General features: G+C 69.9%; 12 protein-coding genes. 9 read left to right on the top strand and 3 right to left on the bottom strand.

The window, feature by feature from the left end:
- The first annotated feature begins 159 nt into the window (after window positions 1-159).
- The 3 genes from Q9R08_RS01305 to Q9R08_RS01295 all read left to right on the top strand — a co-directional run bounded on the left by Q9R08_RS01305 (window position 160) and on the right by Q9R08_RS01295 (window position 4,098).
- Window positions 160-2,685 carry an ATP-dependent Clp protease ATP-binding subunit gene (locus tag Q9R08_RS01305; RefSeq protein WP_308866005.1) on the top strand — a complete coding sequence of 842 codons (2,526 nt, stop codon included), beginning with the start codon at window positions 160-162 and terminating at the stop codon, window positions 2,683-2,685.
- Between the two features lie 119 nt (window positions 2,686-2,804).
- Window positions 2,805-3,308, top strand: coding sequence for an amino-acid N-acetyltransferase (locus tag Q9R08_RS01300; RefSeq protein WP_308866004.1), 504 nt, complete (start codon window positions 2,805-2,807; stop codon window positions 3,306-3,308).
- 88 nt (window positions 3,309-3,396) lie between these two features.
- A complete protein-coding gene (locus Q9R08_RS01295) occupies window positions 3,397-4,098 on the top strand; it encodes a hypothetical protein (protein WP_308866003.1) in 702 nt (233 codons plus the stop codon).
- A gap of 164 nt (window positions 4,099-4,262) precedes the next feature.
- Here the strand turns inward: Q9R08_RS01295 and Q9R08_RS01290 are convergent, their stop codons facing one another.
- Complete coding sequence (locus tag Q9R08_RS01290; protein WP_308866002.1) at window positions 4,263-5,846, bottom strand: amino acid permease; 1,584 nt, start codon at window positions 5,844-5,846, stop codon at window positions 4,263-4,265.
- Window positions 5,847-6,034: 188 nt separating this feature from the next.
- Here Q9R08_RS01290 and Q9R08_RS01285 point away from each other — a divergent pair, with 188 nt between their 5' ends.
- The 6 genes from Q9R08_RS01285 to Q9R08_RS01260 all read left to right on the top strand — a co-directional run bounded on the left by Q9R08_RS01285 (window position 6,035) and on the right by Q9R08_RS01260 (window position 11,757).
- Window positions 6,035-7,390: a glutamine synthetase family protein gene (locus Q9R08_RS01285; protein ID WP_308866001.1), complete on the top strand. Its 1,356-nt coding sequence runs from the start codon at window positions 6,035-6,037 to the stop codon at window positions 7,388-7,390.
- Entirely contained in the window at window positions 7,371-8,192 is an 822-nt protein-coding gene (locus Q9R08_RS01280) for a gamma-glutamyl-gamma-aminobutyrate hydrolase family protein (protein WP_308866000.1), read from the top strand. The genes Q9R08_RS01285 and Q9R08_RS01280 overlap by 20 nt, the downstream gene beginning before the upstream one ends.
- On the top strand, window positions 8,189-9,550 hold the full coding sequence (locus Q9R08_RS01275) for an aldehyde dehydrogenase family protein (RefSeq protein ID WP_308865999.1): 1,362 nt from the start codon (window positions 8,189-8,191) through the stop codon (window positions 9,548-9,550). Before Q9R08_RS01280 ends, Q9R08_RS01275 begins: the two co-directional genes overlap by 4 nt.
- A 123-nt stretch (window positions 9,551-9,673) precedes the next feature.
- Window positions 9,674-10,447: a 3-oxoacyl-ACP reductase gene (locus tag Q9R08_RS01270; RefSeq protein WP_308865998.1), complete on the top strand. Its 774-nt coding sequence runs from the start codon at window positions 9,674-9,676 to the stop codon at window positions 10,445-10,447.
- A 139-nt stretch (window positions 10,448-10,586) separates the two neighbouring features.
- Window positions 10,587-11,303, top strand: coding sequence for a FadR/GntR family transcriptional regulator (locus tag Q9R08_RS01265; RefSeq protein ID WP_308865997.1), 717 nt, complete (start codon window positions 10,587-10,589; stop codon window positions 11,301-11,303).
- Window positions 11,304-11,346: 43 nt separating this feature from the next.
- The gene (locus Q9R08_RS01260) at window positions 11,347-11,757 is read left to right on the top strand and encodes a dehydrogenase (RefSeq protein ID WP_308865996.1); all 411 of its coding nucleotides are present in this window, start codon (window positions 11,347-11,349) and stop codon (window positions 11,755-11,757) included.
- A gap of 389 nt (window positions 11,758-12,146) precedes the next feature.
- Here Q9R08_RS01260 and radA read toward each other — a convergent pair whose 3' ends face one another.
- Window positions 12,147-13,517, bottom strand: coding sequence for a DNA repair protein RadA (gene radA / locus Q9R08_RS01255; protein ID WP_308865995.1), 1,371 nt, complete (start codon window positions 13,515-13,517; stop codon window positions 12,147-12,149).
- A 131-nt stretch (window positions 13,518-13,648) separates the two neighbouring features.
- The gene (locus Q9R08_RS01250) at window positions 13,649-14,599 is read right to left on the bottom strand and encodes an L-lactate dehydrogenase (RefSeq protein WP_308865994.1); all 951 of its coding nucleotides are present in this window, start codon (window positions 14,597-14,599) and stop codon (window positions 13,649-13,651) included.
- Window positions 14,600-14,670 lie beyond the last annotated feature (71 nt).

Raw genomic sequence — 14,670 nt, 5'->3', positions numbered from 1 at the left:
ACACGGATGCCTCAACGCAAGTCATCCCGGTATCCCGTATGTGGGGAGGGGCGCGCTATGCCCACGGCGAACACGGCCATGCACTCTCGGCCGCGTCGTTACCCTCGATGTATGGCGAAGCGGGCTCAGCAGACCCGTATCGCCCTGGAGGAGTGAATGATGTTCGAGAGATTCACGGACCGTGCCCGTCGTGTCGTCGTCCTCGCCCAAGAAGAGGCGAAGATGCTGAACCACAACTACATCGGCACCGAGCACATCCTGCTCGGTCTCATCCACGAGGGTGAGGGCGTCGCCGCCAAGGCCCTCGAGAGCCTCGGCATCTCGCTCGACGCCGTGCGCGAGCAGGTGCAGGACATCATCGGCCAGGGCCAGCAGCAGCCGACGGGGCATATCCCGTTCACGCCGCGCGCCAAGAAGGTGCTCGAGCTGTCGCTGCGCGAAGCGCTGCAGCTCGGCCACAACTACATCGGCACCGAGCACATCCTCCTCGGCCTCATCCGCGAGGGCGAGGGCGTCGCCGCACAGGTGCTGGTCAAGCTCGGCGCCGACCTGAACAAGGTCCGCCAGCAGGTCATCCAGCTGCTCTCGGGCTACCAGGGTAAGGAGCCCGCCGGCGTCGCCAGCGGCGCGGGCGAGCAGACCCAGGGCACCACTCAGGGAGGCTCGCAGGTGCTCGACCAGTTCGGCCGCAACCTGACGCAGGCCGCGCGCGACAACAAGCTCGACCCGGTCATCGGGCGCGAGAAGGAGATCGAGCGGGTCATGCAGATCCTCTCGCGCCGCTCCAAGAACAACCCCGTCCTCATCGGCGAGCCCGGTGTCGGAAAGACGGCGGTCGTCGAGGGTCTCGCGCAGGCGATCGTCAAGGGCGACGTGCCCGAGACGCTCAAGGACAAGCAGCTCTACTCGCTCGACCTCGGCTCGCTCATCGCCGGCTCCCGCTACCGCGGTGACTTCGAGGAGCGCCTGAAGAAGGTCACCAAGGAGATCCGCACGCGCGGCGACATCATCGTCTTCATCGACGAGATCCACACCCTCGTGGGTGCGGGCGCCGCCGAGGGGGCGATCGACGCGGCGTCGATCCTGAAGCCGCTCCTCGCCCGTGGCGAGCTCCAGACCATCGGTGCCACCACGCTCGATGAGTACCGCAAGCACTTCGAGAAGGATGCCGCGCTCGAGCGCCGCTTCCAGCCGATCCAGGTCGCCGAGCCGAGCCTGCCCCACGCGATCAACATCCTGAAGGGGCTGCGCGACCGCTACGAGGCGCACCACAAGGTGCAGATCACGGACGGCGCGATCGTCGCGGCGGCGAACCTCGCCGACCGCTACATCTCGGACCGCTTCCTTCCCGACAAGGCCATCGACCTGATCGACGAGGCCGGCGCCCGCCTGCGCCTGTCGATCCTGTCCAGCCCGCCCGAGCTGCGCGAGTTCGACGAGAAGATCGCCAAGGTGCGCGAGGACAAGGAGCTCGCCTCCGAGGAGCAGGACTTCGAGAAGGCCGCTTCGCTGCGCGACGAGGAGAAGTCCCTCCTCGCCGAGCGCCTGCGCCTCGAGAAGCAGTGGCGTTCGGGCGACGTCGCGACCCACGCGGTCGTCGACGAAGGTCTGATCGCCGAGGTGCTCGCCCAGGCCACCGGCATCCCGGTCTTCAAGCTGACCGAGGAGGAGTCGAGCCGTCTCGTCTTCATGGAGAAGGCGCTGCACCAGCGCGTCATCGGCCAGGAAGAGGCGATCGCCGCGCTGTCGAAGACGATCCGCCGTCAGCGCGCCGGCCTCAAGGACCCGAAGCGTCCGTCGGGCTCGTTCATCTTCGCCGGCCCCACGGGTGTCGGAAAGACCGAGCTCGCCAAGGCGCTCGCCGAGTTCCTCTTCGACGACGAGCACGCGCTGATCGCCCTCGACATGTCGGAGTTCGGTGAGAAGCACACCGTCTCGCGCCTGTTCGGCGCCCCTCCCGGATTCGTCGGGTTCGAAGAGGGCGGCCAGCTCACCGAGAAGGTGCGGCGCAAGCCGTTCTCGGTCGTGCTCTTCGACGAGATCGAGAAGGCCCACCCCGACATCTTCAACTCGCTCCTGCAGATCCTCGAAGAGGGTCGCCTGACCGACGGCCAGGGTCGCGTGATCGACTTCAAGAACACGGTGATCATCATGACGACGAACCTCGGTTCGTCGGCGATCGCCGGCGGGCCGGTCGGCTTCCAGGTCGAGGGCAACAGCGGCACGACGTATGAGCGGATGAAGGGCAAGGTGAACGAGGAGCTCAAGCGCAACTTCAAACCCGAGTTCCTGAACCGCGTCGACGACATCATCGTCTTCCCGCAGCTCGACAAGGATGAGCTGCGCCAGATCGTGGGCCTGTTCACCAAGCGCCTCGGCGAGCGTCTGCTCGACCGCGACATGACGATCGAGCTGTCGGATGCCGCGAAGGACAAGCTGATCGAGATCGGGTTCGACCCCGCACTCGGCGCCCGTCCGCTGCGTCGCGCCATGCAGCGCGAGGTGGAGGACCGCCTGTCCGAGAAGATCCTGCACGGCGAGCTCGACGCGGGTGACCACGTGAAGGTCGACGCGCAGAACGGCGAGTTCGTGTTCGAGCACGGCCCGCGCGGCGACAAGGTCGCGGTGGGCGTCGTCCACAACGGCGAGATCACCGCCACGCCCGACCTCGCGGCGAACGCGTAAGACAGATCACGAGAGCGGATGCCGTGGCCCCGTGCCACGGCATCCGCTCTTCGTCGTTCGGGGGTGCCGTCGGCGCGCCCGGCGGCTCGGCGGCCGGAGCAGGCATCTACGCTGGACGGGTGGCAGAGTTCACGGTCAGGCCCGCGCGCACGCGCGACGTCCGCCGCATCCAGGCGCTCCTCGAGCCGTTCGTGCAGCGGCGCATCCTGCTCGGCAAGGATCTCGTCGTCCTCTACGAGGCGACGCAGCAGTTCCTCGTCGCCGAGGATTCGGACGGCGAGCTCATCGGCTGCGGTGCGCTGCACGTCATGTGGGAGGACCTCGGCGAGGTCCGCACGCTGATCGTCGCGGACGGCTGGCTGCACCACGGTGTGGGCCGGGCCATCGTCGAGGCGCTCGAGGAGAACGCCCGCGCCCTCGGCCTGTCGCGGCTGTTCTGCCTGACGTTCGAGGTCGACTTCTTCACGCGGCGCGGCTTCGAGCCGATCGGCGAGCAGGTCGTCGACCCCGACGTGTACTCCCAGCTCATCCGCTCGCCCGACGAGGGTGTCGCGGAGTTCCTCGACCTGGCGCACGTGAAGCCGAACACCCTCGGCAACACGCGCATGATGAAGCGCCTCTGACCCTGCTCGTGACGCCGACGCGGTACCGGCTCGCCGGATGCGGGGCGCGCCGACCGGAGAACACAGGCACCGCGGTTAACCTGTGAGCATGACCGGCACCACTCCGCGACGTCGCCCCTCTCCGGCGGTGTACCGTCGTCGGCGTCTCGTGCTGCTGATCGGCCTGCTCGTGATCGCGGGGATCGTGTGGCTGCTCATCGCCCAGCCCTGGGCGGTCGCCGCGACGGACTCGTCGGACAAGCCCGACCCCGGGCAGCAGCAGAACACGGCCGAGTCCCTGCCGGTGCCTTCGGGGCAGGCGACCACCGGTGGCACCGAGACCGGGGCTGTCGAGGGTGCGGTGGTCGAGGGCGCGACGCCGACTCCCGGTGCGACCCCGAGTGCGCTGCCCTGCGTCGCGAGCGAGATCACCGTCGAGGCCGTGACGAGCGCCGACACCTACGCCGGCGACCAGAACCCTCAGTTCTCGATCTCCCTGACCAACAACGGCGCCGACTGCACGCTCAACGTGGGCACCACCGCCCAGTCCTTCACGGTCACGAGCGGCGACGACGTCTGGTGGCGCTCCACGGACTGCCAGAGCGAGCCGAGCGACATGGTGGTGCTGATCGCCGCCGGCCAGACCGTGTCGAGCGCGGCTCCTCTCACATGGGACCGGACGCGCTCGGCCGTGGGCACCTGCGCCGACGGCAACCGCCCGCTCGCACCCGGCGGCGGCGCGTCGTACCACCTCTCGGTAGAGATCGGCGGCATCGCGTCGACCGAGCCCAAGCAGTTCCTCCTGTACTGAGAACCAGCTGCCGCCTCTGAGGGCATAGGCCGGCGGACACCCTCTTCCGTGCACCGCGGGCCGCGGCATCCGTTCTCCGTCGCGCAGCGCGCGAGCGATGGAGCGGGGCGGCCCCCAGACCGCCCCGCTCCTGTTTCCCCGCTGTGAGGTTCTGGCCGAACTCTCTAGGGCTTGTCGCCGAACACCTCGGTCTCCATCGCGTCGTACCCCTCCGCCTGAGGGTCGCCGTGCGTGCCTCCCGACAGGGCGTACTCCTCTTCAGGAGAGAGCACGAGGCGGTGCCGGAAGTACACCGCGAATCCAACGAGGATCACGACGTAGACGATGGCGATCGCGACGATCGCCGGCTGGAAGGCCGCGTTGAGCAGGAATCCGAGGAAGATGAGCGCTGCGATCACGGCTGCGATGACCGCCCCCGTGATTCCCCACGGGCTGCGGTACGGGCGGCTGGCGTTCGGGTACTTCCGGCGGAGGATGATGAACGCGACCATCTGCATGAGGTAGGCGAGCACGGCCCCCCACACGGCGATGTTCAGCACGATCGCACCGGCCACCGCGCCCGCGTTGTCGGGGTCGACCTTCGCGAGCACGTCGAGGACGACCAGCGCGACGAAGCCGATGAGAGCGCCCACCAGGAGTGCGACCCAGGGCGTCTGCTGCTTGCCCGTGAGCGACAGGAACTTCGGGTAGTAGCCGGCCCGCGAGAGCGAGTACATGTTGCGGCCGTACGCGAACATGATGCCCTGCAGCGATGCGAGGAGGCCGATCAGGGCGAACAGCGCCAGCACGGCGGCGAGCTGGTCGCCGACGATCGCGCGGAATCCGTCGAGCAGGGGCTCGGCGGCGACGCCGGTCGCCTCTGCGCCGATGACGGCGGTGTTGAGGAAGAGGACCAGCAGACCCGTGACGATGAGGGTCCCGCGCGCCCAGAAGCCCGCGCGTGGGATGTCTCGCACGGGGTCGTGCGACTCCTCCGCCGCCAGGGGCAGCTCCTCGATGCCGAGGAAGAACCACATGGCGAACGGCAGGGCGAACAGGATCGGCAGCACGCCGTGTGGGAGGAAGCTGTTCCAGCCCGGGTCGGGCTCGATGTTCCACAGCGAGTTCCAGTCGAGCGCGGAGGAGAACAGCGCCATGACCGAGAAGACGAGCAGGATGCCGATGGAGATGATCGACACCACGATCGCGAACTTGAACGAGATGTTCGCGCCCGCGGCGTTGAGCGCGATGAACACCGCGTAGAGGATGACCCACCACACCCACGCGTCCAGCGAGATCCCCAGCAGCTCGGCCGTGATGGCGTTCGCGTACGACGCCGAGAAGAAGACGATCACCGCCGTCGTCGCCACGTACTCGATGGTCTCGGCGGCTCCGGTGACGAGGCCGCCCCAGGGTCCCATCGCGGATCGCGCGAACGAGTACGCGCCGCCGGTGTGCGGCATCGCGGCGGCCATCTCCCCGATCGAGAAGATCATGCCGTAGTACATCGCCACCAGGATGACGAAGGCGATGATCATGCCGCCGAAGCCCGCAGCGTCGATGCCGAAGTTCCATCCCGAGAAGTCGCCGGAGATGACGGCGGCGACGGCCAGGCCCCAGAGGCCCCACACGCCGGCCGAGCGCTTCAGGGTGCGCTTCTGGAAGTAGTCCTGACCGGCTCGCCTATAGGTCGCTCCTGCGACCTTCGAGGAACTGTCAGGGGTGGATGCCGGTGACGCCGGCCGTGGTGCACTGCTCGCTTGGGACATCGGTCCTCCAAGGATTAGCGAAGGGAGGTGCGCTCGGGTGCGCGGACGCGCTTTTCGCCGATTGTGGTGCCTATTGGTGGGCTGTGTCTACCTTTGAAGCGGATTTTGGTTAGAGTGTGCGGGTGAGCGCGGTTCGGGGGGACCGCGCTCACGAGTCTCGTCGTACGTCGACACAGGAGGAGGAACGGATGCCGGGCAACCTCACGGTCGAGCAGCTGAACGCCGGAATCGCCGCGGGCGACATCGACACCGTCGTCGTCGCCTTCGCCGACGCGCAGGGGCGTCTGGTCGGCAAACGCGTCTCGGCGCGGCTCTTCCAGGAGGAGGTGCTGCCGCACGGCGCGGAGGCATGCAACTACCTGCTATCGGTCGACGTCGACATGAACACCGTCGACGGCTACGCGATGTCGAGCTGGGAGACCGGGTACGGCGACATGATGCTGCGACCCGATGTCGCGACGCTCCGCCGCATCCCGTGGCTCCCGGGGTCGGCGCTGGTCATCGCCGACCTCACGTGGGAGAGCGGCGAGCCCGTCGTGCAGTCGCCCCGCGACATCCTGAACCGCCAGCGCACCCGGCTCACCGACCGCGGTCTGGTCGCCTTCTCGGGCACCGAGCTGGAGTTCATCGTCTTCGACGACACATACCGGGATGCCTGGGCCAAGGGCTATCGCGAGCTCACCCCCTCGACCGACTACAACGTCGACTACGACCTGCTCGCGTCGGGCCGCCTCGAGCCGCTGCTGCGCGACATCCGCCTGTCGATGGACGGGGCGGGCCTGTACACAGAGGGCGTGAAGGGCGAGTGCAACCTCGGCCAGCAGGAGATCGCGTTCCGCTACGCCGAAGTGCAGGAGACCGCCGACCAGCACGCCATCTACAAGAACGGCGCGAAGGCCATCGCCGAGCAGCACGGCAAGGCCCTGACGTTCATGGCGAAGTTCAACGAGCGCGAGGGCAACAGCTGCCACATCCACCTGTCGGTGCGGTCGACCGCAGGCGATCCCGTGATGGCGGGTGACGGCGAGCACGGCTTCAGCCCGCTCATGGAGCACTGGATCGCCGGCATCCTCGCCACGCTCCGCGAGTTCACGCTGCTGTTCGCGCCGAACATCAACTCGTACAAGCGGTTCGCGAAGGGTTCCTTCGCCCCCACCGGCATCGCGTGGGGGATCGACAACCGCACGTGCGCACTCAGGGTTATCGGCCGCGGTCAGTCGCTCCGCGTCGAGAACCGGGTGCCCGGCGGCGACGTCAACCCGTATCTCGGCATCGCGGCGATCATCGCGGGCGGCCTGCACGGCATCGAGCATGAGCTTCCGCTGCCCGACCGGCTCGAGGGCAACGCGTACACGTCGGGCGTCGATCACCTGCCGACGACGCTCCGCGAGGCCGCGCAGCTATTCGACGAGTCGGCCATCGCCCGCGCCGCCTTCGGCGACGACATGGTCGATCACTACCTGAACCAGGCGCGCATCGAGATCGAGGCCTACGACGCGGCCGTGACCGATTGGGAGAGGGTCCGTGGTTTCGAACGGCTCTAACGGCGAAGGGCGCCGGCCGGTCATCGGCCTGACGACCTACCTCGAGCAGGCGAAGCAGGGGGTGTGGGACGTCCGCGCCGCCTTCCTGCCGCAGCAGTACTTCGACTCGGTGACGGCCTCCGGCGGCATCGCGGTGCTGCTGCCGCCGCAGCCCGAGCCGGATGCCGCCGCCGCCGCGGTGCTCGAGGGCCTCGACGGTCTGATCCTCACCGGGGGACTGGACGTCGACCCGTCGCTGTACGGCGCGGAGCGGCATCCGCTCACCGATCCGGCGCGTCCGGACCGCGACGCGTGGGAGCTGGCGCTGTTCCGGGGGGCGGAGGAGCGACGGATGCCGGTGCTCGCGATCTGCCGCGGGCTGCAGCTCGTCAACGTCGCGCGGGGCGGCACGCTGCACCAGCACCTCCCCGAGGCGCTCGGCACTGAGCGGTTCCGCATCGGCGGCGGCGTGTTCGCGACAAACGAGGTCGTCGTCGATGAGGGGTCGCGTCTCGCGGAGCTCGTCGGCCCCGGAGGACTCGACGTGCACAGCTACCACCACCAGGGCATCGACCGGCTGGGCGCGGGACTCGTCGCCACCGCGCGCACCGACGACGGCCTCGTGCAGGCGTTCGAGTCCGACGGCGAGGGGTACGTCCTCGGCGTGCAGTGGCATCCCGAGGAGAACCGCGAGGACCGCCGCCTGTTCGCCGGCCTCGTCTCCCAGGCGTCGGTCTATGCGGGGCTGGGTACCCGCCGGCGGGGGGAGCGAGGCACGAGCGAGACGACGCGTCCCGAGGCGGCGAACGGGGTCTTGGCATGACATCGACGTTCACCGTGATCAACCCCGCGACCGCGCAGCCGATCCGGGAGATCGCCCGCGCCGACGAGGCGCAGACGGATGCCGCGATCGCCCGTGCCGTCAGCGCCCAGCGTTCGTGGGCGTCGCAGCCGCCGGTGGCCCGGGCCGACGCGCTGCGTGCCTTCGCCCGTGTCGTCGAGGCACATGTCGAGGAGCTCGCTCGGCTCGAGGTGCTGAACTCCGGGCACCCGATCGGCTCGGCGCGGTGGGAGGCGTCGCACGTCGCCCAGGTGCTGAACTTCTACGCCGGCGCCCCCGAGCGCCTGAGCGGACAGCAGATCCCGGTCGCCGGTGGGCTGGACGTGACGTTCCATGAGCCCTACGGCGTGGTCGGCATCATCGTGCCCTGGAACTTCCCGATGACGATCGCGTCGTGGGGATTCGCGCCGGCGCTCGCCGCCGGCAACGCCGTCGTGCTCAAGCCGGCCGAGCTCACGCCGCTCACCGCGATCCGCCTGGGTGAGCTCGCGCTCGAGGCGGGGCTTCCCGACGGGCTGTTCACGGTGATCACCGGATCCGGCTCGGTCGTCGGGCAGCGGTTCGTGTCGCACCCCGACGTCCGCAAGGTCGTCTTCACCGGCTCCACCTCGGTCGGGACGGATGTCGCGGCCGGCTGCGCCCGCGAGCTCAAGCCCGTGACGCTCGAGCTCGGCGGCAAGAGCGCCAACATCGTGTTCGCCGACGCCGACCTCGAGAAGGCGGCGGCCGCCGCGCCTGGCGCGGTGTTCGACAACGCCGGGCAGGACTGCTGCGCCCGCAGCAGGATCCTGGTCGAGCGGAGGGTGTACGACCGGTTCCTCGAACTGCTCGAGCCGGCGGTGCGGGCGTGGCGGGTCGGCGATCCGGCAGACGAGGGCACTGAGATGGGACCGCTGATCTCGGCATCCCATCGCTCCACCGTCGCGGGATTCCTCGACGGGGCGAACGTCGCCTTCCGCGGCTCCGCCCCCGACGGTGACGGCTTCTGGTTCGCGCCGACCGTCGTGCTCGCCGAGCCGGACGACCGGATCGCGCGCGAAGAGGTGTTCGGGCCGGTCGTCGCGGTGCTCCCGTTCGACGACGAGGCCGACGCCATCCGAATCGCGAACGACACCGTCTATGGTCTCGCCGGCTCCATCTGGACCGAGAACCTCGGCCGCGCGGTGCGGGTCTCGCGGGGCGTCAAGAGCGGAGTGCTGTCGGTGAACTCGCACTCGTCGGTGCGGTACTGGACGCCGTTCGGCGGCATGAAGGCGTCAGGGCTCGGCCGCGAGCTCGGCCCCGATGCCGCCGAGCACTTCACCGAGACCAAGAACGTCTTCTTCGCGACAGACGCCTAGCCCCATGTCATCCGTCACCCCGCGCGTGTCCCGATCTCACGCCTTCATGTCCCGGAATCCATCGCTGGAGTGCCCCTCGGGCGACGGAGATCGGGACATGCTCCAGAAAGGAAGCCCACTCCCATGGATCTGACCCAGCGACTGAAGGACCGGGTCGCGATCATCACCGGCGGCGCCTCCGGGATCGGCCTCGCGACCGCGCGGCGCTTCGCCGCGGAGGGTGCACGCGTCGTGATCGCCGACCTCGATCCGGCCACCGGCGAGGTCGCGGCGGACGAGGTCGACGGCGTCTTCCGAGCCGTCGATGTCGCCGACGAGACCCAGGTCAACGCAGTGTTCGACGGCGTCGCCGCGGAGTTCGGGCGCATCGACATCGCGTTCAACAATGCGGGCATCTCGCCCGCCGACGACGACTCGATCGAGACCACCGAGCTGCCCGCGTGGGACCGCGTGCAGGACGTCAATCTCAAGAGCGTCTATCTGTGTTCGCGCGCGGCGCTGCGCCACATGGTGCCGGCCGGCGCCGGCTCGATCATCAACACCGCGTCGTTCGTGGCACTGCTCGGCTCGGCCACCTCGCAGATCTCGTACACGGCGTCGAAGGGCGGCGTGCTCGCCATGACCCGCGAGCTCGGCGTGCAGTTCGCGCGGCAGGGAATCCGCGTCAACGCGCTGTGCCCGGGGCCGGTGAACACCCCGCTGTTGCAGGAGCTCTTCGCCAAGGACCCCGAGCGCGCGCAGCGCCGGCTCGTGCACGTGCCCATGGGGCGCTTCGCCGAACCCGAGGAGCTCGCCGCCGCCGTCGCGTTCCTCGCCTCGGACGACGCGTCCTTCATCACGGCCACCGCGTTCGTGGTCGACGGCGGCATCACCAACGCCTACGTCACACCCCTGTGAGCCCGATCGTGTCGAACGCGCGTGCCGTGACTCCGCCTCGAGGGGAGCTGTTGCCGATCGCGGCCGCGCAACTCCGCGGCCGCGAGCGGCCTGACGCGCGATTCAGGCGGAGTCACGGCACGGACGCTGGGGCCAGGTCATGACCGACGCCCCCCTCCACGAGGTGCGCAGGGCCGTCTATCGCCCGGTGCGCGAGGGCAACGCGCTCGAAGACACCGTCGCCCGCCTGGTGCAGACCATCCGGCTGGGCGTCGTCGCGCCGGGGGAGTCGCTGCCGTCGGAGCGGGAGCTCGCCGTGCTGTACGCCGTGAGCCGCGACACCGTGCGCGAGGCGATCCGCGAGCTCGCCGACACCGGCTACCTCGTGCGCCGGCGCGGCCGGTACGGCGGCACGTTCGTCGCCGACCCGCTCCCGCAGCCCCCGCATCCTCGGGATGTCACGGCTGCCGAGCTCGAAGACGTCCTGGGCCTGCGCCGCGTGCTCGAGGCGGGGGCCGCCCGCGCTGCCGCCGCCCGGAGTCTCGACGCCGCCGCGCGTGACGAGCTGTGGGCGCGGTACGAGGTCGTCGCCGAGGCCTCGGCATCCGACTACCGCCGCCTCGACACGCTGCTGCATCTCTCGATCGCCGAGCTCGCCGGCATCCCGTCCCTCGTGGCACTCGCCGCCGAGAACCGGGCCCGTGTCAACGAGTGGCTCGACACGTTCCCGCTGCTGCCGCGCAACATCGAGCACTCCAACGCCCAGCACGAGCACATCGTGACCGCGATCCTCGCCGGGAGACCGGATGCCGCGGAAGCGGCGATCCTCGAGCACCTGGCCGGCTCGGAAGCGCTGCTGCGCGGCTTCCTCGCCTGATCGGCCACCCCGCCGCCGGTCTCGAGGCGATTACGCTGGACGGGTGGCAGGCAAGAAGCGCGCGAACAAGCAGAAGGAACCGCTCGAGTTCCGCAACACGCAACTCGCGGACGCGCTGCAGACCCAGGACATGGCAGCCGTCGCCTTCGCGCTGCGGCACGGTCCCACGGTCGCGCCCTTGATGCGCCCGGGCGATCGCGACAACCCGCTCGATGTCGGCGAGGTGTGGACGTACCGCGACCCGAAGACGGGCGACGTCGCTCTGCTGCTGTTCAGCGACGCCGCGCACAAGCCCGCCTCACTTCCGCCGGGCGTCGCGCTGCAGTCGCCGGCGTGGCTGCGGGCCTTCCTCGCCACATACGAGGACGAGATCACCACCGTCTTCTTCGACATCGCCGGGCCGCACCCGATGCAGGCCTCGCCCACCGACCTCATCGCCGCGCTGGACGCCTGACCGCGTCACGCGGGATCGGATGCCGCAGCCGCGGTCTCCGCTGCAGCCGGCTCATTCGCGACACTCCGTCGCAGCTCGTCCCATTCGCCCGCGGGTTTGGCACGCTCGCGGGGTGGACTACCTGCTCGTGGGCATCGTCTGCGCCGCGGGGCTCGTGATCCCGGTGGTGCTCGGGTTCGTCGATCCGGCCCGTCGCCGGCGGCCTCGCGGCCGCTGACCGCTGAGGCGCGGCGCTGCGCGGGCGGCGATGGACGCCCCGGCGGGCTCGCGTCCGCTGAGGCGCGGCGGCTGAAGCGCGGCGGCTGAAGCGCGGCGGGCGCTCGGGCGCGGCTCTCCGCGGCGACCCTGAGGTGCCGACGCTGCCGCGGCGACTGGAGCCTCGGGTCGGCTCAGAACTCAGGGACGTCTTCGCCGGGTCGCCCCTTCGCGCGGGTGCGCACGTCGTCGAGGGCGCCGCGCAGCCGGCCTGAGCGGTCGTCGATGAGGTCGCGGTAGCCGAGCCGCGCGGCCTCGGTGCGGCGCTGTGCGGCCTGCGTGACAGGCCGGATCTCGCCTGCGAGACTCAGCTCGCCGACGGCGGCGATGTGCCGCGGGATGTTCCAGCCCTTGACCGCTCCGGCGACCGCGAGCGCGATGGCGAGGTCGGCCGCCGGCTCGACGAACCGCACGCCGCCGACGGTGGAGACATAGACGTCCTTGTCGGAGGTCTTGATGTCGACGCGCTTCTCGAGCACGGCGAGCACCGTGGCGACACGCGCCGCGTCGACGCCGTTGACGATACGGCGGGGGTTGGGCGACTTGCTGTCGATCGTCAGCGCCTGCACCTCGACCGGCAGGGCTCGACGTCCCTCGAGCGCGATGGATACGCACGTGCCCGGCTCGGTGCTGCCGTGCCCCAGGAACAGGGCGCTCGGATCGGGCACCTCGGCGATGCCGGCGCCCGTCATGTCGAAGCAGCCGACCTCGTCGGTCGGACCGAAGCGATTCTTGAGCGCACGGACGAAGCGCAGCGACGTCTGCCGATCCCCCTCGAACTGGCACACCACGTCGACCAGGTGCTCGAGGATACGGGGCCCCGCGATCGAGCCGTCCTTCGTGACGTGACCGACGATGATCGTCGGCAGCCCGCGCTCCTTCGCGACGCGGATGAGCGTCGCGGCGACCTCGCGCACCTGCGACGGGTGGCCCGCCATACCCTCCGACAGTGCCGACGACACGGTCTGCACCGAGTCGACGATCAGCAGGTCCGGTGCCACCTCGTCGACGTGCCCCAGGATCGTCGCGAGATCGGTCTCGCTCGCGAGGTACAGCTCGTCGTGCAGCGCGCCGGTGCGCTCGGCGCGCAGGCGCACCTGGGCCGTCGACTCCTCAGCGCTCGCGTACAGCACACGACGCCCGGCGTTCGCCGACCGGGCTGCGACCTCGAGCAGCAGCGTGGACTTGCCGACCCCGGGCTCGCCCGACAGCAGGATCGCGGCACCCGGCACGAGTCCGCCACCGAGCACGCGGTCGAACTCGCCGACCCCGCTCGTGCGCCGGGGAGCATCGGACGTGTCGATGCGGGTGATCGGCTGCGCCGCCCGCGCCGCGCCCGGCGAGACCGGGGTGATCGAGCGCAGGATCCCGGTCTGCTCAGCGGCCTCGACCACCGTGCCCCACTGCTGGCACTCGCCGCAGCGCCCGACCCACTTGAGGGTGGTCCAGCCGCACTCGGTGCAACGGTAGGGCGCGGTCTGCGTCGGGCGTCTGGCAGCGGGCATGTGGCCAGCGTACGGCGAGGGCACGACATGACCCGGGCGGCGGGCCGGGCGCGGGCGGCGCCGGTCGGCTGCTCCGATGCGTCGACGGATGTCGCGAGTCGCGGCTGGTCCGCACACGCCGGCGGCGCCGGTCAGCGCAGCGAGTCGGCGACCTGCTTCAGCGCATCGGCGGAGGCATGGAACAGCTCGAGCTCGTGCGGGTCGAACTGCGTCTCGCGGACCGGCACCGCGCCGGCCGCGCTCACGATCGACGGCACCGAGAGCGCCACTCCGTCGACGCCGTGGAAGTCGCGCAGCACCGGTGAGACGGGCATGACCGCGCGCTCGTCGTTGAGGATCGCCTCGATGATGCGAGCGCTGGACAGGCCGATCGCGTAGTTCGTCGCTCCCTTGCCCTGGATGACCTTGTAGGCCGCGTCGCGCACGTCGATGGCGATCTGGTCGAGCTCGTCGACGGTCAGCCGGTCGCCGCGGGGCGTCACCCATTCCAGGATCGGGACGGTGCCGATCGTCGCCTTCGACCACAGCGGGAACTCGGTGTCGCCGTGCTCGCCGACGATGTAGGCGTGCACGCTCGACGTCGAGACGCCCGCGCGCTCGGCGAGCTTCCACCGCAGACGGGAGGTGTCGAGCACGGTTCCGGACGCGAAGATGCGCTCGGACGGCAGCCCCGTGTCTTCCTGCGCCAGCACGGTGAGCACGTCGCACGGGTTGGTCACGATGACGTAGATCGCGTCCGGCGCGACGCTGAGCAGCTGGGGCATCATCGTCTTCATGATGCGGGCGTTGACGCCAGCGAGCTCGATGCGCGTCTGACCGGGGTCCTGCTTGGCGCCGGCCGTGATGACCACCACATGCGAACCCTCGACGACCGAGAGGTCGCTGCCGCCGATGATGTCGCTCGAACCGGTGAACTGCGTGCCGTGCGCGAGGTCGAGGACCTCGGCCTCCACCTTCTGCGTGGCGATGTCATAGAGGGCGACATGGCGGGCGGAGCCGCGGATCAGCGCCGCGTACGCGGCGCTCGAACCGACGCTGCCGGCTCCGACGATGGTGACTTTCGAGTTCTCGATGACGGCCATGGGGCCAGTCTTGCAGGGGGGCGATGCCTACGCCCACTCCCACCGCCGGGTGGCGGCATCCGTCGTCCTCA

Origin of the sequence: Microbacterium psychrotolerans, from assembly GCF_031085295.1 — a bacterium.
Lineage (GTDB): Bacteria > Actinomycetota > Actinomycetes > Actinomycetales > Microbacteriaceae > Microbacterium > Microbacterium psychrotolerans.
The sequence above is the reverse complement of the archived record's forward strand: the minus strand, read 5'-3'. Positions and strand labels throughout refer to the sequence as shown.